Annotated in this window: 21 protein-coding genes, 1 tRNA gene and 2 pseudogenes; 11 read left to right on the forward strand and 13 right to left on the reverse strand. The window is 63.7% G+C overall.

Features of this window, described 5'->3' with window-relative positions; translation table 11 throughout:
* Nucleotides 1-54 precede the first annotated feature (54 nt).
* The 7 genes and pseudogenes from X741_RS165235 to X741_RS01000000166150 all read right to left on the reverse strand — a co-directional run bounded on the left by X741_RS165235 (nucleotide 55) and on the right by X741_RS01000000166150 (nucleotide 7,652).
* On the reverse strand, nucleotides 55-1,095 hold the full coding sequence (locus X741_RS165235; RefSeq protein ID WP_023775867.1) for a branched-chain amino acid ABC transporter permease: 1,041 nt from the start codon (nucleotides 1,093-1,095) through the stop codon (nucleotides 55-57).
* Nucleotides 1,096-1,098: 3 nt separating this feature from the next.
* Nucleotides 1,099-2,003: pseudogene (locus tag X741_RS01000000166145) on the reverse strand (branched-chain amino acid ABC transporter permease).
* Nucleotides 2,003-2,938, reverse strand: a complete 936-nt coding sequence (locus X741_RS165230) for an ABC transporter ATP-binding protein (protein ID WP_023775868.1) — start codon at nucleotides 2,936-2,938, stop codon at nucleotides 2,003-2,005. The pseudogene X741_RS01000000166145 and the gene X741_RS165230 overlap by 1 nt, the downstream one beginning before the upstream one ends.
* A gap of 123 nt (nucleotides 2,939-3,061) precedes the next feature.
* The gene (gene sfnG / locus X741_RS165225; RefSeq protein ID WP_023775869.1) at nucleotides 3,062-4,165 is read right to left on the reverse strand and encodes a dimethylsulfone monooxygenase SfnG; all 1,104 of its coding nucleotides are present in this window, start codon (nucleotides 4,163-4,165) and stop codon (nucleotides 3,062-3,064) included.
* A 163-nt stretch (nucleotides 4,166-4,328) separates the two neighbouring features.
* Nucleotides 4,329-5,789, reverse strand: coding sequence for an FAD/NAD(P)-binding protein (locus X741_RS165220; protein WP_023775870.1), 1,461 nt, complete (start codon nucleotides 5,787-5,789; stop codon nucleotides 4,329-4,331).
* The gene (gene ssuD, locus X741_RS165215) at nucleotides 5,786-6,958 is read right to left on the reverse strand and encodes an FMNH2-dependent alkanesulfonate monooxygenase (RefSeq protein ID WP_023775871.1); all 1,173 of its coding nucleotides are present in this window, start codon (nucleotides 6,956-6,958) and stop codon (nucleotides 5,786-5,788) included. The genes X741_RS165220 and ssuD overlap by 4 nt, the downstream gene beginning before the upstream one ends.
* Nucleotides 6,959-7,301: 343 nt before the next feature.
* Complete coding sequence (locus tag X741_RS01000000166150) at nucleotides 7,302-7,652, reverse strand: hypothetical protein (RefSeq protein ID WP_245272621.1); 351 nt, start codon at nucleotides 7,650-7,652, stop codon at nucleotides 7,302-7,304.
* Here X741_RS01000000166150 and dgoD point away from each other — a divergent pair.
* The 3 genes and pseudogenes from dgoD to X741_RS165200 form a co-directional block, all read left to right on the forward strand.
* Nucleotides 7,633-8,203, forward strand: a pseudogene (dgoD, locus tag X741_RS1000000167830) (galactonate dehydratase); the annotation flags it as partial. The gene X741_RS01000000166150 and the pseudogene dgoD overlap by 20 nt on opposite strands.
* A 114-nt stretch (nucleotides 8,204-8,317) precedes the next feature.
* Nucleotides 8,318-9,046 (forward strand): Crp/Fnr family transcriptional regulator, encoded by a 729-nt coding sequence (locus tag X741_RS165205; RefSeq protein ID WP_348625666.1) that lies wholly within the window; start codon nucleotides 8,318-8,320, stop codon nucleotides 9,044-9,046.
* A gap of 129 nt (nucleotides 9,047-9,175) precedes the next feature.
* A complete protein-coding gene (locus X741_RS165200) occupies nucleotides 9,176-9,415 on the forward strand; it encodes a hypothetical protein (protein ID WP_023767476.1) in 240 nt (79 codons plus the stop codon).
* Nucleotides 9,416-9,695: 280 nt separating this feature from the next.
* Here X741_RS165200 and X741_RS165190 read toward each other — a convergent pair.
* Both X741_RS165190 and X741_RS165185 read right to left on the reverse strand, forming a co-directional pair.
* Nucleotides 9,696-9,771: transfer RNA gene (locus X741_RS165190), tRNA-Ala, on the reverse strand.
* A gap of 172 nt (nucleotides 9,772-9,943) precedes the next feature.
* A complete protein-coding gene (locus X741_RS165185; RefSeq protein ID WP_023767474.1) occupies nucleotides 9,944-10,330 on the reverse strand; it encodes a TIGR02300 family protein in 387 nt (128 codons plus the stop codon).
* A 206-nt stretch (nucleotides 10,331-10,536) separates the two neighbouring features.
* Between X741_RS165185 and aroA the strand changes: the two genes are divergently transcribed.
* The 4 genes from aroA to X741_RS165165 all read left to right on the forward strand — a co-directional run bounded on the left by aroA (nucleotide 10,537) and on the right by X741_RS165165 (nucleotide 16,693).
* Nucleotides 10,537-11,895 (forward strand): 3-phosphoshikimate 1-carboxyvinyltransferase, encoded by a 1,359-nt coding sequence (aroA, locus tag X741_RS165180; protein WP_023775876.1) that lies wholly within the window; start codon nucleotides 10,537-10,539, stop codon nucleotides 11,893-11,895.
* Nucleotides 11,896-12,137: 242 nt separating this feature from the next.
* Nucleotides 12,138-12,788 (forward strand): (d)CMP kinase, encoded by a 651-nt coding sequence (gene cmk, locus X741_RS165175; protein ID WP_023775877.1) that lies wholly within the window; start codon nucleotides 12,138-12,140, stop codon nucleotides 12,786-12,788.
* Between the two features lie 205 nt (nucleotides 12,789-12,993).
* Entirely contained in the window at nucleotides 12,994-14,691 is a 1,698-nt protein-coding gene (rpsA, locus tag X741_RS165170) for a 30S ribosomal protein S1 (protein ID WP_013891536.1), read from the forward strand.
* 529 nt (nucleotides 14,692-15,220) lie between these two features.
* The gene (locus X741_RS165165; protein WP_245272622.1) at nucleotides 15,221-16,693 is read left to right on the forward strand and encodes a hypothetical protein; all 1,473 of its coding nucleotides are present in this window, start codon (nucleotides 15,221-15,223) and stop codon (nucleotides 16,691-16,693) included.
* Here the strand turns inward: X741_RS165165 and X741_RS165160 are convergent.
* The 4 genes from X741_RS165160 to X741_RS165145 all read right to left on the reverse strand — a co-directional run bounded on the left by X741_RS165160 (nucleotide 16,678) and on the right by X741_RS165145 (nucleotide 20,715).
* Nucleotides 16,678-17,385 carry an SDR family NAD(P)-dependent oxidoreductase gene (locus tag X741_RS165160; protein WP_023775879.1) on the reverse strand — a complete coding sequence of 236 codons (708 nt, stop codon included), beginning with the start codon at nucleotides 17,383-17,385 and terminating at the stop codon, nucleotides 16,678-16,680. The two genes, X741_RS165165 and X741_RS165160, sit on opposite strands and share 16 nt — an antisense overlap.
* Nucleotides 17,386-17,621: 236 nt before the next feature.
* On the reverse strand, nucleotides 17,622-19,202 hold the full coding sequence (locus X741_RS165155) for a 5-guanidino-2-oxopentanoate decarboxylase (protein ID WP_023775880.1): 1,581 nt from the start codon (nucleotides 19,200-19,202) through the stop codon (nucleotides 17,622-17,624).
* The gene (locus tag X741_RS165150) at nucleotides 19,199-19,873 is read right to left on the reverse strand and encodes a TetR family transcriptional regulator C-terminal domain-containing protein (protein WP_023775881.1); all 675 of its coding nucleotides are present in this window, start codon (nucleotides 19,871-19,873) and stop codon (nucleotides 19,199-19,201) included. Before X741_RS165150 ends, X741_RS165155 begins: the two co-directional genes overlap by 4 nt.
* A complete protein-coding gene (locus X741_RS165145) occupies nucleotides 19,843-20,715 on the reverse strand; it encodes a dimethylarginine dimethylaminohydrolase family protein (protein WP_023775882.1) in 873 nt (290 codons plus the stop codon). Before X741_RS165145 ends, X741_RS165150 begins: the two co-directional genes overlap by 31 nt.
* 210 nt (nucleotides 20,716-20,925) lie before the next feature.
* Between X741_RS165145 and X741_RS165140 the strand changes: the two genes are divergently transcribed.
* The 4 genes from X741_RS165140 to X741_RS165125 all read left to right on the forward strand — a co-directional run bounded on the left by X741_RS165140 (nucleotide 20,926) and on the right by X741_RS165125 (nucleotide 24,274).
* The gene (locus X741_RS165140) at nucleotides 20,926-21,741 is read left to right on the forward strand and encodes an ABC transporter ATP-binding protein (RefSeq protein ID WP_013891542.1); all 816 of its coding nucleotides are present in this window, start codon (nucleotides 20,926-20,928) and stop codon (nucleotides 21,739-21,741) included.
* Between the two features lie 53 nt (nucleotides 21,742-21,794).
* Complete coding sequence (locus X741_RS165135) at nucleotides 21,795-22,592, forward strand: transporter substrate-binding domain-containing protein (RefSeq protein ID WP_023767465.1); 798 nt, start codon at nucleotides 21,795-21,797, stop codon at nucleotides 22,590-22,592.
* Nucleotides 22,593-22,751: 159 nt separating this feature from the next.
* A complete protein-coding gene (locus tag X741_RS165130; protein ID WP_198023926.1) occupies nucleotides 22,752-23,465 on the forward strand; it encodes an ABC transporter permease in 714 nt (237 codons plus the stop codon).
* Complete coding sequence (locus X741_RS165125; protein WP_023775884.1) at nucleotides 23,465-24,274, forward strand: ABC transporter permease; 810 nt, start codon at nucleotides 23,465-23,467, stop codon at nucleotides 24,272-24,274. The genes X741_RS165130 and X741_RS165125 overlap by 1 nt, the downstream gene beginning before the upstream one ends.
* The last annotated feature ends 47 nt before the right edge of the window (nucleotides 24,275-24,321 follow it).

Consider the following 24,321-nt stretch of genomic DNA (forward strand, 5'->3'; position numbering starts at 1 on the left):
CCTTGGTTCGGCCTCTGGTTCATTTCCAAATGCGATTGATGTCGATGATGCAGCTCAGCTCGTCTGCCAGGCGAACAGGAGCCGTCTTCGGAGCCTGTCCCACAGGGCCACCAGCCCGTCGGGTTCAAGGATCAGAAACAGGATGATGAGCGCGCCCAGCACGATGCGCTGGCTCATGTCGAGCACGCCGGAATCGAAGACATCGCCGAGCAGGAAGCCGCCGATGCGGGACAGCGCGAGCGGGAAGACCACGATGAGGGCGGCGCCGAAGAACGCGCCACGGATCGAAGCCAGCCCGCCGATGATGATGATGAACAGGATCTGGAAGGATCGGTCGAGATCGAAGCCGTCCGGCTCGACGGTTCTGAGATAGGCGAAGGCCCAGATGACACCGGCAACACCGATGATGAAGGACGAGATGGCGAAGGCCAGAAGCTTGGTCCTCAGCACCGGAATGCCGATGATGCGGGCGGCGGTTTCATTGTCGCGAATGGCGATGAAGTTGCGCCCGGTCTGCGACGAGACCAGCCGGTGGGCAAGGAAGGTCAGCACGGCGACGATGGTCAGCGCAAACAGATAGCGGCCGACGGCGCCGTCGAGCGCGAAGCCTGAAATCGAAAGCCTTGGCGCGTCGATGACGCCCGATGCCGAATTGTTGGAGAACCAGCTGAACTTGGTCAGCGCCCATTGCACGAAGAACTGCGCGGCAAGCGTCGAGACGGCGAGATAGAAGCCCCTCAGCCGCAGGCTCGGCAGGCCGAAGACGATGCCGATCGCGGCGGCGGCGAGGCCGGCCAGAACAATGCTGCCGATCAACGGCAGGCCTTCGACGCGCAAGTTGAAATTATAGGCGGCGAAGGCGCCGGCCGCCATGAAGGCAGCACTGCCAAGCGACACCTGGCCGGCATAGCCGGTAAGAATGTTCAAGCCGACGCCGGCGAGGCTGAGCGCCAGGAACGGCAGCAGGATCGCTTCGAACAGATAGCTCGAGCCGATCAGCGGCACGACGCCATAGGCGAAGGCGAGCAGCAGGACAGGCGCGAGCCATTTCGGCAGCACCGGCGTGGACGGAAAATCGCTTGCTATCGCGGTCATCGCTCAGACCCTTTCGACGAGCTTCTGGCCGAACAGGCCGGAAGGGCGGATCAAGAGGAAGACGAGCGCGACGACATAGGCGAACCAGCTCNCCAGCTCTCGATGCCGCCGCCGAAATAGTCGCCGATATAGACCTCGGCGGGCTTTTCGCTGGCACCGATCAACAGCCCGCCGACGATGGCGCCAAGGATGGAATCGAAGCCGCCGAGCACCAGCACAGGCAGCGCCTTGAGCACCACCAGGGACAGCGAGAACTGCACGCCGAGGCGGGCGCCCCAGAGCAGTCCCGCCACCAATGCGACCAGGCCGGCGGCCGCCCAGACGGTCGCCCAGATCAGCGGCAGCCGCAGACCAACCGCAAGCGCGGCGAACTGGTCGTCGGCGACGGCGCGGAACGAGAGGCCGATGCGCGTGTAGCGGAAGAACAGCGACAACAGGAGAACCATACCGGCGGCAACCACTGCGGCGAAGATATCGAACTGGCTGATCAGCACTCCGCCGACTTCCAGCGGCACGTCCTCGATGCCGAGATCGAGGCCGTGGACCTGCGTGCCCCAGATCAATTGGGCGGCACCCTCGATGATGTAGGACAGGCCGAGCGTGGCCATGAACAAAGTGACCGGCGGCTTGTTGGTGAGCGGCCTGAGCACCGTGCGTTCGATGGCGATGCCGATCGCCACCATGATGGCGAAGGTGGCGACCAAGGCCAACGCGAACGGGACGCCGCGTTCGACGAGGCTAACGAAGGTGAGTGCCGCGAACAGGAGCAGCGCGCCCTGCGCGAAATTGAGCACGCCCGAGGTCTTGTAGATCAGCACGAAGCCGATCGCGACCAGCGAGTACATGACGCCGGAGAGCAGGCCGCCGACGAGCACTTCGATGAAGAACTGATAATCGAAGTCGGCGATCATATGCCTGCCCCGTCCTCATTGTCGGAGGCGACGCCCAGATAGGCATCGATGACACGCTGGTCGTTCCTGACTTCGTCAGGCGTGCCGTCGGCGATCTTGCGGCCGTAGTCGAGAACGGCGATCCGATCGGACAGGCCCATGACGACGCCGACATCGTGTTCGATCAGAACGACGGTGGTGGCGAAACGATCGCGCGCGGCGCGAACGAAACCCGCCATCTCGCTTTTCTCGCCTGATGTCATGCCAGCCATCGGTTCGTCGAGCAGAAGCAGGCGCGGTTGCGCGACCAGTGCGCGGGCCAATTCGACGCGCTTCTGCAGCCCGTATGGCAGCGTGCCGACAAGGCGATCGCGAACGGCGGTGAGGTCGAGGAATTCGAGAACCTGGTCGGCGCGGCCGCGTGTTTCACGCTGCTCGCTGCGCGAGCGGCCAATGCCGAGCACCTGGCCGGCAAAATTGGAGCGGACCTTGTAGGCAAGGCCGGACGCGACATTGTCGAGGACGCTGAGGCCTTTGAACAAGGCCAGGTTCTGGAAGGTCCTGGCGACGCCGAGACGCGCCAGCCGCTGCGTCGGCACATGGGCATGGCTGACGCCGTCGAGCAGGACATGGCCGCGATCCGGCCGGTAGACGCCGCTGATGACGTTGATCAGCGAGCTCTTGCCGGCGCCGTTCGGCCCGATGATGGCGCGGATCTCGCCGGGTTGCACCGACAGGTCGATATCGGCCAATGCCACGACGCCGCCGAACGACAGGCCGATAGCTTTCAGTGAAAGCAGCGGAGAGTCGGCACCCGAAACGGACCCCGCCGGCTCGACGCGGCCCGCGGAAGGCTGCGCCGGCTGGGGTGCCGACGGCAAGCCGCGCGCGAAAATTTCCGGCGCGTAGACCGAAGCCTCCATCATTCCAAGGGCATAGCTGGCCAATGGCATTTCCAAGGTCCTCGATTGCGCCCTAGGCGCGCGAATTCTCGATGCCGCCCGAAGAGATCGAGCGCGCCTGAAAAACCTTCATCGTGCGTTGGCCGGAGCTTGTCCGGCCAGCTTGCGGGATGACTATTCCGCCGCCAGTGACGCTGCCTGTTCGGTGTCTTCCAGCTCGCGGACGAGCGGAATGACATGCTTGCCGAAATACTCGACCTCCTCCTGGAAGTGCAGGAAGCCGAGCAGGATGAGATCGGCGCCGGCGCGCTTCAGGTCGACGATGCGCTCCGCGACCTGCCTCGGCGTGCCGATCAGGTTCGAGCGGAAGCCGTCATTGTACTGGACCAGATCGTCGAAGGAGGATTTCGCCCAATTGCCCTCGCCTTCCGGCGAGGCCTTGCCGGCATTCTTGACCTCGTGGCCAAAGGCATTGACCGCTTCGGGGTTGGCCTTGGCAATGATTTCGGCAAGCACCGCCTTGGCTTCGTCCTCGGTTTCGCGGACGACGGCGAAGGCGTTGACGCCGACCTTGACCGAATGGTTGTTGGCCTTCGCCTTGGTCCTGAGGTCATCGACCTGCTTGGCAATCTCGGCCGGCGTGTTGCCGTTGGTGAAGTACCAGTCCGAGACACGCGATGCCATGTCGCGCGCGGCACGCGATGAACCGCCCTGGAAGATTTCCGGCAGTGGCTGCGGTGGTTTCGGCTTCAGCGAATATTCGTTGAAGCGATAGAAATCGCCGCGGAAGGTGAAACTGTCTTCGGTCCATATTCCGCGCAGCGCGCGGATGAACTCCTCCGAGCGGCGATAGCGCTCGTCATGGTCAAGCCAGTGCTCGCCGATGGCGTGAAACTCGCCACGGAACCAGCCGGAGACGAGGTTGATGGCAACACGGCCATTGGTCAGATAGCTGATGGTGGCGATCTGCTTGGCTGCCAGCGCCGGATTCCACGGGCCGGGCAGGATCGCGGCGATCACCTTCAGCGTCGTGGTGGCTGCGAGCAGGTCATGGCTGAACGCTACCGATTCATGCTGTTCGTCGGCGCCGTAGCCGGCGGTGAAACGAATCTGGCTGAGCGCATAGTCGAACCCGGCCTTCTCGGCGATCTGCGCCAGCTTGCGGTTGTATTCGGCCGAATGATTGGTGCGCTGCTCGATGTTGGAGATCACCAGGCCGCCCGAAACATTGGGTACCCAATAGGCGAATTTGAGCGCGTCGGTGTCTGCGTGTGCCATGAACTGTCTCCCATTCAGGCGGTGTCGTTATCGATCCGGTCGGCGCCGGCCTTCCCTGATATTTATTATGTTTATGGAATTTATATACAAAGAAACATTTTCCGTTTTTGGAGCCTTTCTGGAACAGAAATACCAATTTGCCCGTCGAACCGGCTTCCGGCCGTCAGCGGGCCTCGGCAACGCTGTCCGCGTCGACGCCGATCGTCTCGGCTGACGGGACCGTGTCCAGCAGCCTTGCGATCTCCGTGGCAACCGCCTGGGCATGACGGGCCACCTCCGGCAGGCCCATGAGTTCGCCAAACCTGCCCCGAGCCAGCGGGCCGGCGACGAAAAGCGTGGCGATCGCCCTGTCATCCCGGCCGATGGCGCGGCTATCGAGGCTGGTCTCGATACCCAGCCCGTATGCGTCAGCCCTGATCAGCCCAGCTTCGGCCAAGGAGCGCAGCGCCGGGTTGAGCCGAAGGGCTTGCCCATGCGCCGGGCCAGTCGTGTTGATGACCGCATCGAAGCGCACCGTCTCGATCCCTGTCTGTCCGCGCCGCTGGAAGCTGACCGCCGGGCCATCATCCTCATGGTTCGAGGCGACAAGCCTGGCGGCAACAGTTTCGTAGGTGCCGGCGGCCTGACGGCGATCCAGCACCGCCGCCACCTGCGGTGCGATCCTGAAGCGATGCACGTCCCAGAACACGCGCAACTGGCGGACCAGCCTTGCCCGCTCGCGCGGTGCAAGTGCTGCCCACAGCACCGGTCCCTGCAGCCGCAATTGGTCGAAGACCGACTGCCAGTTGACATTGGCGGCTCGCGCAGCCGCCAGCGTGGCGCGAATAGTCTTCAGCAGGCCAAGCGCCGTTGCGGCCGGCGATGACGCAAAGTCGCCGAAGGGCTCGCCCCTGACGTCAGGATGGCCGCGCGAGCGCAACCCGCGGCGCGACAACGCCAGGATGCGGCCGCGATGGCCGCGGCGATCGAGTTCGGCCACCATGTCGGCCGAGCTCAATCCGGAACCGACAATCAGCACCGATGCTTCCCGTCCGATATGGGCAAGAGCGGAAGCGGCGTATGGGTCGGCGACGAAACCCGGCGCTTCGGCCAGGGAGGCCAGCGCGGCCGGAATTCCAGGCGGCAGATGCGTCGCCGCCAGAACGACAATGTCGGCTGCGACCGGGCCGCCGGAAGTGTGCACGGACCAGCCAGCGCCATCCGCGTCACGGGTCACGCGCGTGGCAAGACCTTGGACATGACGGACCACGCCCGAACCGAGCCAGGGCGCCAGATGCTCGGCGACGTAGCGGCCGAACACGCGCCGGCGCGGATAGGCGTCGCCATTCTTCCAGATGGCGTCGGTATCGCGCTCGAGTTCGCCACTGCCGGTCAACCAGCGTGCGAAGTGCTGCGGATCGTCCGGAGCCATGCTCATCCTGATCGCCGGGACATTGACCCGATGCGCCGGCTCCGCGCCGGAATAGGCAAGGCCTCCGCCGAGGGCCGGGCGCGGCTCGATCACGGAAATCGACAGACGTTCGAACAAGGGCAATTGCGCCAGATGCCAGGCGACCGCAGCGCCGGAGAAGCCGCCGCCGATGATGGCGACGCGCAGCCGGCGGGATTGGGGTAGCGCGTTCACGAGGCGCTGGCGAGCGACTTCGGGCGGTGGTCGCCGGCAATGGTTTCGCCGAATGGCCCGGTGTTGACGGATGAGCCGGCCGATTTGACCGGGTGATCGGTTGGCAGTTTCGGCAGCACCAGTTCGCCGAAACGATAGGCTTCTTCAAGATGCGGGTAGCCGGACAGGATGAAGGTGTCGATGCCGAGGCGCCGATATTCGTCGATCCGCTCGGCAATCGTGTCCGGGTCGCCGACAAGGGCGGTTCCGGCGCCGCCGCGCACCAGGCCGACGCCGGCCCAGAGATTGGGGGCGATCTCGAGCTTGTCGCGGCTGCCGCCATGCAGCGCGCTCATGCGCGCCTGGCCAACCGAATCCATGCGGGCAAACACCTTCTGCGCCAAAGCGATCGTGGCGTCGTCGAGCCGGCTGATCAGGCTGTCCGCCGCGGCCCAGGCCTGCTCGGTCGTCTCGCGGGCAATGACATGCAGGCGAATGCCGAAGGAGAGCTTGCGGCCGGCCTTTCCTGCCAGTTCGCGCACGGCGTCCAGCTTGCGCTCGACATCGGCTGGCGGTTCGCCCCAGGTCAGATATTTGTCGATCTCCTGCGCCGCCACGACGGAGCCGGCATCGGACGAGCCGCCGAAATAGAGAGGCGGATATGGCGTCTGCACCGGCGGGAACAGCAGGCGGCCATCCTCGATGCGGAAATGCTTGCCCTGATGCTCGACCGTCTCGCCGCTCAGCACGCGCTTGTAGATGCGCAGGAATTCCTGCGTCACCTCGTAACGTTCGGCATGCGAGAGAAAGATGCCGTCGCCCTTGTTCTCCAGCGGATCGCCGCCGGTGACGACGTTGATCAGCAGGCGGCCGTTGGAGATGCGGTCGAGCGTGGCGGTCATACGCGCGGCGAGCGTCGGCGACTGCAGGCCGGGCCGCACGGCGACGAGAAAACGCAGCCGCTCGGTGAGCGGCGCCAGCGCCGAGGCGATCACCCAGGAATCCTCGCAGGCCCGGCCGGTCGGCAACAGCACGCCGTAATAGCCCAGCGTGTCGGCGGCCTTGGCCACTTGCGTCAGATAGGGCAGGTCGACGGCCCTGCCGCCTTCCGTCGTGCCGAGGTAGCGGCTGTCGCCATGCGTCGGCAGGAACCAGAGCACCTTGATGCGGTCGGGGAAATCAGCGGTCATGGCTTGCCTCCCACGCGCGGGCGACGGCGGCAGGCTGAGAGCGGGCGCAAGAAAGTGGGCATGGCGTGGTCCTGTCCGGGAAAGCCAGATCGCCAGTGCATTTTGCTTATTCTATAAATTCTGTAGAGTTAGTTTATTCCAATTCCGACGGGATTATTAGAAATTTCTCTCCGCCAGCTCGCACCCAGGCTGATGTACCCCGGTTCTTCGCCTATTCGCAGCATCACGGCAGCCACCTGCTACCGATGGCTGCCGTTCTAGCCCGGCAATCGGCCAAGCCCTGCCGCGAAGCGCTCGACCATCGCAAGACCCGGTCCCGCTGGGCCGCATCGCCGGTGCGCGATCATGGATCGGGATGTCGGTGCGGGCGCCGAACAGCCGCTTGCCGTAGCAGATCAAGTTCTCGATGCCCTGCATGACGAAAACCGCCGCCGGCCGGCATTTTGGCATACTCGACCTCGGCTGCCGCTTCGTTTCCGGCGTGGAACGCCTCCCAGGCACGCACGGCATAGTCGACACAATCAGGCGCCAGGATCATGCCACGGCAGCCGATGCGAAAATTGTCGATCAGTTCCAGCCCGCCACGCCCGTTGAAAACGGGAAGCCGGTCCTCGGTGCGCTCGATCAAGCCGGCAATGTCGGTGACTGGCCCCTCGCCCTTGATCAGCCTGATGATGGCACGCATCCTGGTCAAGGAGCTCGAGCCCTACCGGTTGATGTTCATCGAGGAGCCGGTGCTCAGCGAAAACCGCGAAGCGCTGGAGGAGATCGCCGCGCTTGGCTCGACCCCGATCGCGCTCAGCGAACGGCTCTACAGCCGCTGGGACTTCAAGTCGGTATTCGAGCAAGGCGTCGTCGACATCATCCAGCCTGACCTGTCGGACGCCGGCGGTATCACCGAATGCCGCAAGATCGCGGCGATGGCCGAGCCCTACGACGTGGCGGTGGCGGCGCGCTGCCCGCTGGGGCCGATAGCGCTCGCCGCCTGCCTGCAGCTCGACGCGGTCAGCTACAATTGCCCAGGAGCAGAGCCTCGGCATCCATTACAATGCCGGCGACGACCTGCTCGACTATGCCGCCAACAAAGACGTCTTTCGCTACGAGGACGGCTATGTCGCCATTCCCGACGGTCCGGGCCTGGGCGTCGAGATCGACGAAGAGCATGTCAAGGAGCGCGCCAAGGAAGGCCATCGCTGGCGCAATCCGATCTGGCGCCACAAGGACGGCTCCTTCGCCGAGTGGTGAAGAGATAGATCGCCCGTCTCGGCAGGTCAGCTATTTCTTTGCAATCGCTAATTTAAGGCCTATGCTTCGGCATCGGCCGCCAGTTCTTCGGATGCGTCCGACAGTGAGAGGTGCGTGCTCTTGCCCGTATGGGAGAGAGCCTTGCCCCAATCCCTCTTTCGCAACCAGGTGCTGAAGGCCCTCTCCTCGCAGGACTTCGCGCTTTTGCGGCCATCGCTGCATCACGTAGAACTGGAGATCAAGGACCAGTTGGAGGTCGCGCATCAGCCGATCAAGAACGTATATTTCCCCGAGAGGGGCATCGCGTCGGTGGTCGCCACCATGACCGGCGGGCGGCAAAGTGAAGTCGGCATTATCGGCTATGACGGGATGACAGGAATTGCCGTCATTCTCGGACAGGAAAGCACTGCCAACGAGACCTATATCCAGGTCGCGGGCAATGGGTGGCGCCTGCCGGTTGAAAACCTTCGCCCTGCGATTGCGGAAAGCCCGTCGCTTCGCACGTCAGTGCTGGACTATGCCCACGCATTCCTTGTGCAATCGTCGCGGACGGCACTGGTCAATGGTCATTCGAAAATCGAGGAACGCCTGGCCCGCTGGCTGCTGATGATCCATGACCGCGCCGAAGGAGACAAGATCTACCTGACGCATGAATTTCTGGCGACCATGCTCGGCGCCCACCGCCCCGGGGTCACCACGGCCCTGCAAATGCTTGAATATCGAGGACTGGTGCACGCCAAGCGCGGCGAGATCACGATCGTCGACCGCGCCGGATTGATAAAGCTCACACATGGCGCTTACGGCGAGGAGGAGCAGCGTTACTTCGGCCTGGCCGCTGCCTGAAGCATGCCCAAAAGCATATGCAGTTTTGGGCGGTTCGCAGCGACTGTCCGCTATCGGACATAGGCTTGAAGGCGGTCGAATTCCTGCCATAAAGTCGGGTTGGTCAGGGTTTTCAGGAAGGAATTCTTCATGACCAATTCGTTTCGCACCATCACTGTTGAAAAAGCCGCCGAAGCCTATGTCCTTTCCAGGGGAAGGACCCGGTTTCTCTCCATCGCACAGGCGATCCTTGCCATCCGAACACTGATGCCGGCATGCAAGGCCACCGACCGCGAGTTGGAGGAATTGGTGGCGGCCGCATCCTTCGTTCATGGCGTGCCCGTCGCCTTCGACGCAAGAAGGGCCAAAGCACCACGGCTCCATTCGTAGGCCCGTTGATGTCCGCGCCCGTGGAGACGCCAACCTTGTCGGACGTCCGACTGGCGATCGTCCGGCACCTGATCGACAATGTCGAGAGCACGAGCATTTCGATATCCGAGGTGAACCGCGCCGTGAGGCGCGTGTTTCCGCTTTGCGAACTTACCGATTGGGAACTTGACGATCTCATTGCGCGAAGCGCGATCGGCGCTGGATTTGCGATCGATTTCGACGCGGGAGGATCCTGGCCGTATCGGAAACCGATCGGAAAATCAGCGGCCTAGAAGGTGACTGGTGGAGCCAATCGGAATCGAACCGACGACCTCTTGAATGCCATTCAAGCGCTCTCCCAACTGAGCTATGGCCCCACTTCCGGAGTCAACCGGCGCCGTTGCCGGCGAAGAGATCCGGCGCGGGTTGGAACACCGCGCCGTTAGTGCAGGCGGCTTCTAACCCCGCCTTTCCCAGATATCAAGCCTTGAGTTCCGGCTTTTTGTCCACAGGCCGAGAAAGCCTGCAAACACTTGCATTCCAGGCCGATCAGACCTCGTCGTCGTCGTCGCCGACGCCGATCATGTCGGCGACGTCGTCGTCTTCTTCCTCTTCGTCGGCAAGGAAGGTGTCATCCTCGTCGTCGCCCAGCTCGACATCCTCATCGTCGCCGAGATCGGGCAGATCGTCGCCCTTGGCGTCCTCGTCGGCCTCTTCGAGCGAGACGACTTCAACGCCCTCTTCGTCCTCGGCGTCCACTTCCTTCTCGGCCACTTCCTCTTCCTCCTCGAGGGCGGCGATCTTGCCTTCCTCGAAATAGGAGCGCGGATAGGTCTTGCCCGTATAGGGCGAGACGATCGGGTCCTTGTTCAGGTCGTAGAATTTTCGACCCGTCTCAGGGTCGATACGCTTTGTGCCAAGTTCGTTTTTTGCCACGGCAAGCCTCGTCAATAAAAGAGTGGTCCCCTTAACCACAGTTTGGGGCGGTGTCAAAGCGAAAAGCCGGCGTCACAAAACCAAGTCCCGAAAGGCCTCGCGCCAACTGACGGCCATGGGGATGACCATTTCGCCCCGCCGTGATACGAGACCGCCGCAACAAATGAAAAGCGCCGGCCCGCCGGCACTGCGTCCAGGGAAATTCCATGTCTCACGCCGCCGCTGCCAAGCCGGCCACCGCCCGCAAATCGTCAGCCCTTTCCGGCACCGCACGGGTGCCGGGCGACAAATCGATTTCGCACCGCTCCTTCATGTTCGGCGGCCTCGCCTCCGGTGAGACCCGCATCACCGGCCTGCTCGAAGGCGAAGACGTGATGCGCACCGGTGCGGCCATGAAGGCAATGGGCGCGCATATCGAAAAGCGCGGCACCGAGTGGGTGATCCGCGGCACCGGCAACGGCGCGCTGCTGCAGCCGGAAGGCCCGCTCGATTTCGGCAATGCCGGGACCGGCTCGCGCCTCACCATGGGCCTCGTCGGCACCTATGACATGGAAACCACCTTCATCGGCGATGCCTCGCTGTCCGGCCGGCCGATGGGCCGCGTGCTTGAGCCGCTGCGCCAGATGGGCGTGCAGGTGTTGAAGGCGACGCCAGGCGACCGCATGCCGATCACGCTGCATGGACCCAAGCACGCCGCCCCGATCACCTACCGCGTGCCGATGGCCTCGGCGCAGGTGAAGTCGGCGGTGCTGCTCGCCGGCCTCAACACGCCCGGCATCACCACGGTGATCGAGCCGGTGATGACACGCGATCACACCGAAAAGATGCTGAAGGGGTTTGGCGCCAATCTGTCGGTCGAAACCGACGAGCGCGGCGTGCGCCACATCTTCATCGAAGGCCAAGGCAAGCTTAACGGCCAGACGATCGCGGTGCCGGGCGACCCGTCCTCGGCCGGCTTCCCGCTGGTGGCGGCACTGATCGTGCCGGGTTCCGACATCACAATCGAAAACGTACTGATGAACCCGACCCGCACCGGCCTTCTGCTGACGCTGCAGGAGATGGGCGGCAACATCGAAATCCTCAACCCGCGCAATGCCGGCGGCGAGGATGTCGCCGACCTGCGTGTGCGTTATTCCGAGCTCAAGGGCGTCACCGTGCCGCCCGAGCGGGCGCCGTCGATGATCGACGAGTATCCGGTGCTGGCGGTCGCGGCGAGCTTTGCCGAGGGCGAGACGCTGATGCAGGGGCTGGAGGAACTGCGGGTGAAGGAATCCGACCGGCTGTCGGCGGTGGCCAACGGGCTGAAGCTCAACGGCGTCGACTGCACCGAGGGCGAGGCTTCGCTCGCGGTACGCGGCAAGCCGGGCGGAAGGGGGCTGGGCGGCCATCCCAACGGGTTGGATACGAAGGTGCGGACCCATCTCGATCACCGCATCGCCATGAGCTTTCTGGTGATGGGCCTGGCGACGGAAAAGCCGGTGACGATCGACGACCAGGCGATGATCGCGACGAGTTTCCCGGAATTCATGGGGCTGATGAAGGGACTGGGCGCAGAAATAGGGTAAAGGTTGATGGTAAGCGCGAAGCAAGCAGAGATGTCGGCGGGACAGCGCCCCCCTCTGTCCTGCCGGACATCTCCCCCACAAGGGGGGAGATTGGCAGCTTGGGCGCCCCGTTCAATTCTGCAACGTGGACAATTGTTGAAGGCCGCGATTATAGGCGATCTCCCCCCTCGTGGGGGAGATGTCCGGCAGGACAGAGGGGGGCGTGAAGGATCGCGGCGCTCAACCCTTTTGTTGACCCGCCAATGACACACGTCTTCACCATCGCCATCGATGGACCCGCCGGCGCCGGCAAGGGCACGCTCGCCCGGCGGCTGGCCGACCATTACCGGCTGAACCTGCTCGACACTGGCCTCACCTACCGCGCGGTGGCCCATGCGCTGCTGCGGCTCGGCCTGCCGCTCGACAATGTCTCGGCTGCCGAAACCGCCGCGCGCCAGGTCGATCTGGCGACGCTCGACCGCGCGGTTTTGTCGGCGCATGCGGTCGGCGAGGCTGCCTCGAAGGTCGCGGTGTTCCCGACCGTGCGGCGCATCCTGGTGGAAAAGCAGCGCGCGTTCGCCAAGACGCCGCCGGGCGCGGTGCTCGACGGGCGTGACATCGGCACCGTCGTCTGTCCCGACGCCGACATCAAACTCTATGTCACGGCAAGCGCCGAAGTACGCGCAAGGCGCCGGCTGGCGGAGATCGAGAGCATCGGCGGCACCGCCAATTTCACCGAAATCCTCGCCGACATCGAGCGCCGCGACGAGCGCGACATGGGCCGTGCCGACTCGCCGCTCAAGCCGGCCGCCGACGCGCACTTGCTTGATACCAGCGAAATGGCTATAGAAGCCGCGTTTCTCGCGGCCATGACGATCATCGACGACGTGCTGGCCAAGAGAAATAAAGCCTGATCCGGGTTTTCCCTCGTTTTCCGTTGCCGGAATCGCGGAAAATACCCATATCGGGCACGAACCAGCCTGCCAGCATTCTTCATGCGCCGGAATTGCCGCTTGAAAAGCGGCCCAGGGTTTTTCAACCCGGAACGCCGGCAGGCCAACGCAACGCTAACCCACGGCGCCCGTCCCGCTTCAGATGCGGGGCACTCCAGGAGAAAATATGTCAGCTGCAAATCCCACTCGCGATGATTTCGCGAGCCTGCTCGAAGAATCATTCACCGCCGGCCATTCCGGCGAAGGCCAGGTCGTCAAGGGCACGATCACCGCGATCGAAAAGGACATGGCCATTATCGACGTCGGCCTCAAGGTCGAAGGCCGCGTGCCGCTGAAGGAATTCGGCGTCAAGGGCAAGGACACCACCCTCAAGGTCGGTGACACCGTCGAAGTCTATGTCGAGCGCATCGAGAACGCGCTTGGCGAAGCGATGCTTTCGCGTGAGAAGGCCCGCCGCGAAGAGAGCTGGGTCCGTCTCGAAGAGAAGTTCACCAAGGGTGAGCGCGTCGAAGGCGTCATCTTCAACCAGGTCAAGGGCGGCTTCACCGTCGACCTCGACGGCGCCGTGGCCTTCCTGCCGCGCAGCCAGGTCGATATCCGCCCGATCCGCGACGTCTCCCCGCTGATGCACAACCCGCAGCCCTTCGAGATCCTCAAGATGGATCGCCGCCGCGGCAACATCGTGGTCTCGCGCCGCACCGTGCTCGAGGAAAGCCGCGCCGAACAGCGTTCGGAAATCGTGCAGAACCTCGAAGAGGGCCAGGTTGTCGAAGGCGTCGTCAAGAACATCACCGATTACGGTGCGTTCGTCGACCTCGGCGGCATCGATGGCCTGCTGCATGTCACCGACATGGCATGGCGCCGCGTCAACCATCCGACCGAAATCCTCAACATCGGTCAGACTGTCAAGGTGCAGATCATCCGCATCAACCAGGAAACCCACCGCATCTCGCTCGGCATGAAGCAGCTCGAGAGCGATCCGTGGTCCGAGATCGGCACCAAGTTCCCGATCGGCAAGAAGATCAAGGGTACCGTCACCAACATCACCGACTACGGCGCGTTCGTAGAGCTGGAGCCGGGCATCGAAGGCCTCATCCACGTTTCGGAAATGTCGTGGACCAAGAAGAACGTTCATCCCGGCAAGATCCTGTCGACGACGCAGGAAGTCGACGTGGTCGTGCTCGAGGTCGATCCGGCCAAGCGCCGCATCTCGCTCGGCCTCAAGCAGACGCTTGAGAATCCGTGGCAGGCGTTCGCCTCTAGCCATCCGGTCGGCAGCCAGGTCGAGGGCGAGGTCAAGAACAAGACCGAGTTCGGCCTGTTCATCGGCCTGGAAGGCGACGTGGACGGCATGGTGCACCTGTCCGATCTCGACTGGACCCGTCCGGGCGAGCAGGTCATCGAAGAGTACAATCGCGGCGACATGGTCAAGGCGCAGGTGCTCGACGTCGACATCGACAAGGAGCGCATCTCGCTCGGCATCAAGCAGCTGGCCAAGGATACGGTCGGCGAAGCGGCCAACAGCGGCGAACTGCGCAAGAACGCCGTCGTCACCTGCGAGGTCATCGGCGTCAAGGATGGCGGTCTGGAAGTGCGGCTTGTCGAAAGCGGCATCGAGACCTTCATCAAGCGTTCCGACCTCAGCCGCGACCGCGACGAGCAGCGCCCCGAGCGCTTCACCGTCGGCCAGAAGGTCGATGCCCGCGTCATCGCCTTCGACAAGAAGACCCGCAAGCTGCAGGTCTCGATCAAGGCGCTGGAAATCGCCGAAGAGAAGGAAGCCGTCGCTCAGTACGGCTCGACCGACTCCGGCGCTTCGCTGGGCGACATCCTGGGTGCCGCGCTGAAGAAGCAGGGCAACTAAGGCGTCAGCCATCGACGGCACGCCTCGCGTGCGACCTTACAAAAAGACCCGCCGGAGCGATCCGGCGGGTCTTTTCTTTACGGGAACATAAACTTCGTCGCGTATTTGCCAGTGGTCCAAGGGAATACCTTCCATGAGCAATGGCGCCAACAATGCCGCCGCGCGACCTTCCTGGTTGCTGCGTCCTTACACCAACGCGCCTGTCCTGTTCTGCTTTTGCGCAATGGCGATCCTGATGACCGCCCTTTGGTGCCTGGGCTTCAGACTCAACAATGACGCGGACGATCTGCTCAAGCTCCACGAAATCCGTACTTTGCTTGAGACGGGCAATATCTTCGACCGGACGCTGCCCGGTATCGTCCAGCCCGAGCCCTATGTCTCGCACTGGCCATGGATCGTGGACTTGCCCTATGCCGCCTTCGCGCGGCTGGTCACCCCGTTCGCCGGCTTCGAGCCGGCTCTGATGCTGGCAAGCTTCGCTGTCCCGCTGCTGCTGCTTGCGCCGGCGCTCTATTTCTACAACCGGCTGGTGATCGCCACCGGCTTTGCCTATCCGGCCGTTGCATTCCCGTTGGCGCTGATCTTTGCCGCGCGCACCTTCTTCGAATTCGCCCCGGGACGGATCGACTATCACAATCTGCAAATCCTGCTGCTTCTGGCAGCGCTGGTGTTGATGATGTCGCGAAATCGCTTTTCCGCCTTCGTCAACGGGCTGCTGACGGCCCTGTCAATCGCCGTCAGCGCCGAGTTCGCGCCGTTCTATGCGCTGGTGATCGCGGTGTATGCCTTCGACTGGATCTTTGACCGCGAGGGCGGTGAAAACCGGATGGTCGGTTTCGGCCTCGCCTTGGCTGCCGGGGCGATCGGCCTGTTCGCGGCGATCGTGCCGCCCTCCGCCTATACTGCGGTCAGATGCGACAGCTATTCAACGCCGCACGTGACGGCGCTGGTCGCGGCCGGGCTGTCATTTGCCGTCGTACCCTGGCTTGCCGGCCGGCGTGGAGGATGGCCCATGCGCACGGCAATCCTGCTGGTGTTCGCGGCGGCCAGCGCGGCGGCGCTGGCGATGTTGTTTCCGCAATGCCTGGCCAGCCCCTATGCCTCGCTCGACGCCTATGTTCGCGACAACATGATCAACAGAATTCTTCAGGAACTGAGTCTGTTCCGGCGCCCTGATGTCGTCCTGTCGACGGGCTTTCCCAGCATGGCGCTGCTGTTTATCGGTGCGCTTGCGCCAGCCGTGATCTGCGCCGGGCGGCACGGTCGAAGCCGGCCTCTCGTGATATTGGCGCTGTTCTCGCTGCTCGCGCTGGTGCTTGCGGTCGGTTATGTCCGCTACTACCGCTACCTTCCGATCTTTGCCGGCATAGGCCTCGTTTTCGTGCTGGCGAGTCTGCTGCCGCCGGATGCGAGGTTGGGACGCTATTTGAAATCTCCGGTCCCGGCGGCATCGCGCAGATATACGTTGATTCTGCCGGGTCTCGTTTTGTCCGTCGCAATGGCGCTGTACAACCTGTCGGTAAAACCGTCCGAAGCGGCGGTTCCCGCGGGCGAGCTCGCCGATAACTGCTATTCCAGCCCTTTTGAGCCTGAACAGGGTTGGCCGGCGGGCGCCATTGTCCTTTCCCCACCGTTGGTCGGCTCGCGTTTCGTTGCTCTTGCCGAAGGTCCCAAGGTGGTGACGATCGCCAATCATCCATCGGCCAAGGGAATCGAACGAAGCTATCGTTTTCTTGATCCGGCGACCGCCGACCCACGCGCGATACTCGATGCCACGAAAGCAACGCATGTCGCGATTTGCGCCTGGCGAGGCCCGCCCTTGCCGGCGCTGGAAGCCGCCTATCCATTCGCGGCGGGGCTGATTGAAGGCCGGCCGCCGGCATGGTTGCGCGAGTGCCCCACGGCCGCTTCATCGCCGCTTCGGATCTACAGCTATCGCAATGCCGATGGATCGGATGCCGTGTGCCCGGCTTCGACGCTCGCGGTTCAGGCCCGGCCGTAGAGCGGCACCAGCGTTCCGCTCATCGCCTGATTGGCGGGTGAGGCCAGGTAGGCGATGGCCTCGGCTGCGGCTTCGAGGCTGAGCCATCTGGTGAAATCGGCGTCCGGCATATCGGCACGGTTCGCCGGCGTGTCGAGCGTCGACGGCGCCACGGCATTGACCAGAATACCCTCGGCCTTGAGTTCCTCCGCCATCGCCACCGTCATCGCCGCGACGGCTGCCTTGCTGGCCGCGTAGGCAACCATGCCGGCACCGCGCCTGAGGTCGAGCCCGGCGCGCGCGGTGACATTGACGATGCGGCCGGCGGTGCCTGACTCCAGCATCGAGCGGATGGCCGCGCGGCTGCACAGGAAGGTGGTGCGGGCATTGGTGTCCATCATCTCGGCAAAGGACGCCGATTCGATCTTTTCCACCGGCGCCGCGGCAAAGCCGCCGGCCAGATGGACGGACCCCCACAAGGCGGGAACCTGAGCATAGAAGGCCTCGACCTTGGCGGAGTCCGACAGGTCGACATTGTGTGCCAGCATGACGTTCTCGTGCGCGGCGAAAGGAAAATGCTGGGGTGCCGCGGCGTGCGCGTTCGGCACGTGGCAGATCGCACCTTGCTCCAGCAGCCTGCCGACCACTGCGCCACCGAGCGCACCGGTTCCGCCGGTCACAACGATATGCCTGCCCTTAAGTGTTTCCGTCATCCTGGACCGCTCCTGTCGTTTTTTATGATTTTGTCGCTTGTTGCCGCCCGACGCGAAGCGTCGCGCCTTTCGGGCGATCACTCAATTGATATCTCGACATGGCAGCCGTCACGTCTTTGCATGCGTCAGGCAGCCATGCGACAGACAGAGCCGCGGGCCGCGGCTCATGCCCGCGCAAAAGCCAAGCCGGCGAAGGATACGATACTGGATGGAAAATCAACGCTGTCCCGAAGGCTTCAATCGATCGTGATTTCGATGACGCATGGCAGTCCCGTCGCCCGGGCGCGCTTCAGGGCCCGCGGCAAGGCGCCGACATCGGCCAGCCGTTCGGCGCCGATGCCATAGGCCTCGGCCAGCTTGCAGAAATCCGGCGGCGCCGGCGATACGCCGACAGGTTCCACGCCGACATCGAGCATCGAGGTTTCGATCTCGCGATAGCCGCGATTGTTCCAGACGACGAAGATGACGGGGGCTGCGGCATCGAGCGCCGCGCCGAGCTCCGGCAACGTGAACTGGAACCCACCGTCGCCGGTCAGGCAAACGACCGGCGCATCGGGCACGGCAAGTGCTGCGCCGATCGCCGCCGGCGGGCCGTAGCCGAGCGCGCCGAAGCCGGTGGAGGCGTTGAACCAGCCGCCTGGCCGGTCGTGATCATAGTAGAGGTTCGCGGCGTAGATCGGCTGTGTCGAATCACCGACGATAATCGCGCACGGCAAGGTGTCGCGTATCATTTCCACCGCATGCACCTGCGCCACATAGGCCGGGCTCAGCTCGGCAAAGCCGGCCTCGCGTGCAGCCGCGGCGCGCCCCTGGCCGTCCGGCGCGGCCGGGTGAGCGGCGCCGATCGCGGCAAGCAGGGCGTCGATCGCCTCGGTGCAATCGGCCTGGATGGCGACCGTCACCGGACGTCGCGCAAGCTGGTCGGCGCCGATGTCGATGCGGATCAGATTGGAAGGCAGGACGAAGCCGCCGTCGCCATAGCCGTCATAGTCGGTCGGCCCGAATTCCGTGCCGGCGGCAATCACCAGATCGGCGTCCGCCATCAGGGCGCGAACCGCCTTCAGGCTCGGGCTTGCCGGAACGCAGAGCGGATGGCGGTGCAGCAGGCCGCGCGCATTGGTGGTCTCGACGACCGGTGCGCCCAACGTCTCGGCCAGGCGACGCAGCGCCATGTCGGCACGCTTGGCGCCGCCGCCGGCAAGGATCAGCGGACGGCGCGCGGCGGCGATGAGTTTGGCCGCATCCGCAATTGCCGCGCCGTCGGGCGCCGGCGGCGCGGCGTTGCTCAACAGGGCGGCGACGCCGTCCGCCGGCTTGACCATGACATCGGTCGGGATCTCGATATGCACCGGGCCGGGGCGGGAAGACGAAAACAGCGCGAAGGCCCGTGCCAGCGCGCCGGGCAATTCATCGGCTTCGGTTATGCGTTGCGAAAACAGGGCCACCGTTTCCATCATGCCGCGCTGATCCGGCAGCTCATGCAGGAAGCCCAGCCCCTTGCCCAGCGTCGGCATGGCGTTGACGCCCGAGATGACCAGCATCGGCACCGAATCGGCGCGCGCCTGGCCCATGGCGGTGATGGTGTTGGTCAGCCCCGGTCCGGTGATGACGAAGGCGACGCCGGGCCTGCCGCTGGCGCGGGCATAGCCGTCGGCCATGAAGCCGGCGCCCTGCTCATGGCGCGGCGTGACGTGACGGATCTTCGAGCGCGCCAGGCCACGGTAGAGCTCGACCGTGTGGACGCCTGGAATGCCGAAGACGGTATCGACGCCATGCGCTTCAAGCAGCGTGATGAGGGCTTCGCCGAGTGTCGTCATTGGTTTTCCTCCCCTTCCGGCTCGAGGCCCAGTTCGGCCTCGACAGTCTTGATGCCAATCGCCGCCAGTTCGCCGGGCGAGAACATCTCGCCGGCCAGGCAGCCTTCGATCCAGAGTCCGTCGATGATCGCATTGATCGCGATGGCATGGTGGCGCAATTGGCTTGTGTCCGGATTGCGCTGCTCGGCGGCGAGTACCTCGGCCACAACCGCCTCCACCTCATTGCGAAAACCAAGGTAGCCTTCGCGGTGGGCATGAGCCAGGGTCGGATCCGCGCTGGCGCGGCCGATGAAGGTTGCCCAGAGCGAAAACACCCGCGTATCGATGATCGGCGCATCGAGGTTGGCGGTGATGAAAGCCGCAAGACGCTGACGAGGCGAGGCGTCTTCCATGACCAACGCCGCTTTCGCCTGCTCGGTCATGCGGCCCATCAGCGCCGCATAGGCTTCCTGCAGCAATTCTTCCTTGCTGGGAAAATAGTGCCGGATCAGCCCGGCGGTGACGCCGGCACGCAATGCGATGGTGCGCAAGGTGGCGCCCTGCAGGCCATGTTCCGCCACGCTGTCCAGGGTGGCTTCGATCAGATCCTGCCGCCGCCGCTCCTCGCCCTCGCGACGGAAGCTGCGGCGGGATGGCGTATTCATTGGCGCAGGATCGGCCGCGTCAGGCATGTCGGCCCGCCCTCGCAGGCGATGCAGAGTGCATCCGCCTCGAAGATTTCGACCGTGCAGCCGGCGGCTTCCATCGCGGCTTTGGTCTTTGGAAAGCCTGCAACGGCAATGACCTTGAGTGGGCTGGTCGGCAACACGTTCAGGCTGAGGCCATTGGAAGCCGCGAACTCTTCGGCGTCGCCTTCGACCAGCCGGATGTTGCGCGCCTTCAGCATCTGATAGAATGGGGCCGGCAAAAGCGGTGAATAGACCAGTGCGAGGTCGTCGGCCAGCGGGCTGATCACCGACATCAGATGCAGGCACGCCTCCTCGCCCTGCCACAGCGGCAGGTCAAAGCCGTAGACGGAAACGCCGAGCGGCGTCAGCAGGTTGGAAACCTGCTGGATGCCTTCCTGGTTGGAGCGGACACCGCGCCCGATCACCAGCGTGCGGGCATCAAGCCATACACAATCACCGCCTTCGACCTGGCCGGGAGCCTCGACCCGGCCGAGGATTGGAATGCCCAGCCTTCGGTAGGTTTCCTCATGCAGCGAGGGCTCCCTGGCGCGCAAGGGCTTGCCCATGGACAGGATCAGCGCGCCGCGGTCGGTCATCAGAGACGGGTCGTGCGTGAACACCGAGTCCGAAAGTCCATCCGCAGTGTCCTCGATCCATTCGATCTCGGCACCGGAAGCCGTCACCAGTTCAGCAAGGAGCGCGTGCTGCGATGCCGCTTTCGCCGGGTCGAAACCCGGGCCATAGTGCCAGGCATCCCTGTCGGCATCGCGCATGGCGTTGGCCGCCGACCGCATCAGCACGCGTCGCAGCGGTGCCGCCATGGACTGTGATCCGAAAGCGCTCATAGAGGCCCTTTTTCTGCTGAAAAAAATCGAAAAAATTTCACGGAAGGCTATTTATACACTTGCACAACAAGCTCGCAAGTGCCGTAATGAGCAGGATTGACGGGCTCTCGCCGTTGGGTCCATGCTGAAGTCTGGAGTGGGCAGTACAGCGTATATGTTGATTAGCCGGATAGACGTTCGACGAACCGCCGACTCTACAGAGGTCACCCAGTGACCGTGGTGGAAGCTGCCACAGTCCAATCAGGCAAGGTGCAGGACGGCGCCGCCGAAGCCATCCACGTCGAGAACCTGCACAAGAAATTCGGCGAACTGCACGTGCTGAAGGGCGTGTCGCTCTCGGCGCGCGACGGCGAGGTGATCGCCATTATCGGCGGCTCGGGCTCGGGCAAATCGACACTGCTGCGCTGCATCAACTGCCTGGAAAATCCAACCAGCGGCATCATCCGCGTCAATGGCGAGGAGATCAAGCTCAGGGCCGACAGCTATGGCCACACCGTTCCGGCGGACCGCAAGCAGATCGAGCGCATCCGCTCCAAGCTCGGCATGGTGTTCCAGAATTTCAACCTGTGGAGCCACATGACGCTGATCGAGAACGTCATCGAGGTTCCGGTGCATGTGCTCGGCGTCAAGCGCGACGAGGCTATCGCCCAGGCCGAGAAATTGCTGGCGCGCGTCGGGCTTGCCGAAAAGCGCGATGTCTATCCGGCCTATCTTTCAGGCGGCCAGCAGCAGCGCGCCGCGATCGCTCGCGCGCTTGCCATCAATCCGCGCGTCATGCTGTTCGACGAGCCGACTTCGGCGCTCGACCCCGAACTGGTCGGCGAGGTGCTGAAGGTGATCGGCGACCTGGCGCGCGAAGGCCGCACCATGGTGCTGGTCACCCACGAGATGAAGTTCGCCCGCGAGGTCGCGACCCACGTCGTCTATCTCTACAACGGGCTGGTCGAGGAAGAAGGGCCGCCGGAGCAGATCTTCGGCGCACCGAAATCCGAAAGGCTCAAGCAGTTCATCCGCAACATCGGCTAGGGACAGGCCGGGACGGAAGAAAACCGGGAACCAACAGCAACTGGGAGTTTGAAATGAAGACTGTTCTGAAGACATTCGCCGCGGCACTGCTGCTCGGCGTCGCCGCCATGGGCGTGGCCAAGGCCGACCCGGTGAAGGTCGGCGTCGCCGCCGAACCCTATCCGCCCTTCGCCTCGCCGGATGCCTCGGGAAAATGGGTCGGCTGGGAGATCGAATTCATCGACGCCGTTTGCGCCGAGGAGAAACTCGACTGTGTCATCACGCCGGTCGCCTGGGACGGCATCATCCCGGCGCTGACGACCAAGAAGATCGATCTGATCGCCGCTTCGATGTCGATCACCGCCGAGCGCGAGAAGACGATCGCCTTCTCGGACAAGTACTACAACACGCCGACCGCCATCATCGGACCGAAGGACCAGAAGTTCGGCGCCACGCCTGAAGACCTCAAGGGCAAGGTGGTCGGCGTCCAAGTGTCGACCGTGCATGCCGTTTACGCCAAGAAGCACTTCGGCGCCACGGCTTCCGAGATCAAGGAATACCAGACCCAGGACGAAGCCAACCAGGATCTCGCCGCCGGCCGCGTCGACGCGGTGCAAGCCGATGCCATCGCGCTTGGCGAGTTTCTGAAATCCGATCAGGGCAAGGCGTGCTGCGACATGAAGGGCAACGTGGCTCCTGATCTCGAGGTCCTTGGCCCTGGCGTCGGCGCCGGCCTCCGCAAGGAAGACACAGAGCTGAAGGACAAGATCAACGCCGGCATCAAAGCCATCCGCGCGAACGGCAAATATGCCGAGATCACCAAGAAATACTTCGACTTCGATGTCTATGGTGACGATCCGCAGTCGAACTGACATCGCCAAGGCATGAGCAACAGCCGCACGGCATCCGCCGTGCGGTTTCGCCGAAACCTGTCCAGGCACGCTTGCCGCTGACGAGAATTGACAGCGGCTGACGCCAGCAATTCGGGGGCGACGCTGATCGACGCATTTCTTTCGGCCTCCGCGGCCGGCATCATCGAACTGCTCTCGCCCTATCCGCCAGGCTGGGGCGGAACGCTTCTGTTCGGACTCCTGCATTCGATCGAGATCGCGCTCGGGGCCACCTGCCTCGGCCTTTTGATCGGCACTGGCGGCGCCTTCGGCAAGCTTTATGGCGGCCCGGTGGTACGCGATCTGCTGGCGGTTTACACCACCGTCGTGCGCGCCGTGCCCGAACTGGTGCTGATCCTGCTGCTCTATTACGCCGGAACCGACCTGATCAACCAGGCGCTGACGGCAATGGGCTATCAGCGCGTCGACATCAGTGGCCTTGCCGCCGGCATCGCCGTGCTCGGCTTCGTCCAGGGTGCCTATTCGACCGAGGTGATACGCGGAGCGATCCTGGCTATTCCGCAGGGCCAGATCGAAGCCGCCCGTGCCTACGGAATGTCTCCCGGCCTGATGCTGCGGCGCATAACACTGCCGGCCATGCTGCCGTTTGCCATACCGGGCCTCGCCAATCTCTGGCTGATCGCTACCAAGGACACCGCCCTGCTGGCGGTCGTCGGGTTCTACGAACTGGCGCTGGCAACGCGGCAGGCCGCAGGTGTCACCAAAGCCTATTTCACCTTCTTTTTCGCCGCAGCCGTTCTTTACCTGCTGCTGTCGCTGATTTCCAATTTCCTTATCGGCCGCGTCGAGGCATGGTCGCGGCGCGGCATGCCTTCGCTCAAGGAAACACGCTGATGGCGAACGAAGCGGCCATCATCAACGTTGTCGCGCGAAGATCGCTGTGGCTGCAGCCGCACCGCATCGTGCTGATCCTGGTCGCGCTGGCGCTGGTGCTGTCGGCGGTGTTTTTCATGCGCTGGGATTGGCTGCCGCAATATTGGGAAATGGGATTGATCGGCATCTGGCGCTCGCTGTGGATCCTGGCCGTTACTTGCGTGCTCGGCTTCCTGCTCGCCGTGCCGCTCGGGCTGGCGCAGGCCACCGGCTCGTTCTGGTTCGCGGCACCCGCCAAGGCCTTCTGTACGGTGATCCGGGGAACACCGCTGCTGATCCAGCTGTGGCTGCTCTATTACGGTCTGGGTTCGCTGTTTCCCCAATATCCGTGGATCCGCGAATCCTGGATGTGGCCGTATCTGCGGCAAGCCTGGCCTTATGGCGTGCTGGCGCTGACCCTGTCGTTCGCCGGTTACGAGGGCGAGGTGATGCGCGGTGCCTTTGCCGGCGTGCCCAAGGGACAATTGGAGGCGGCTCGCGCCTTTGGCATGAGCCGCTGGAAAATCTTTCGGCGCATCTGGCTGCCGCAGGCCTTCTACAGGGCGCTGCCGACACTGACGGGCGAGACCGTGCTGCAATTGAAATCGACGCCGCTGGTGGCGACGATCAGCGTCATCGATATCTTCGCCGTTTCGTCCAAGGTGCGGCAGGACACCTACCTCACCTACGAACCCTTGCTGCTGCTGGCGCTGATCTACATGACGATCACCGGTATCCTGGTGTTCGCCTTCGGCAGGATAGAGGCGCGCATCCCGAACAAGATCGGCTAGAGCATTTCACCGTTTCACGGAAACGGCGAACCGCTCTATCTCTTTGT

Source organism: Mesorhizobium sp. LNHC221B00 (assembly GCF_000502935.1).
GTDB classification, from domain to species: Bacteria; Pseudomonadota; Alphaproteobacteria; order Rhizobiales; family Rhizobiaceae; genus Mesorhizobium; species Mesorhizobium opportunistum.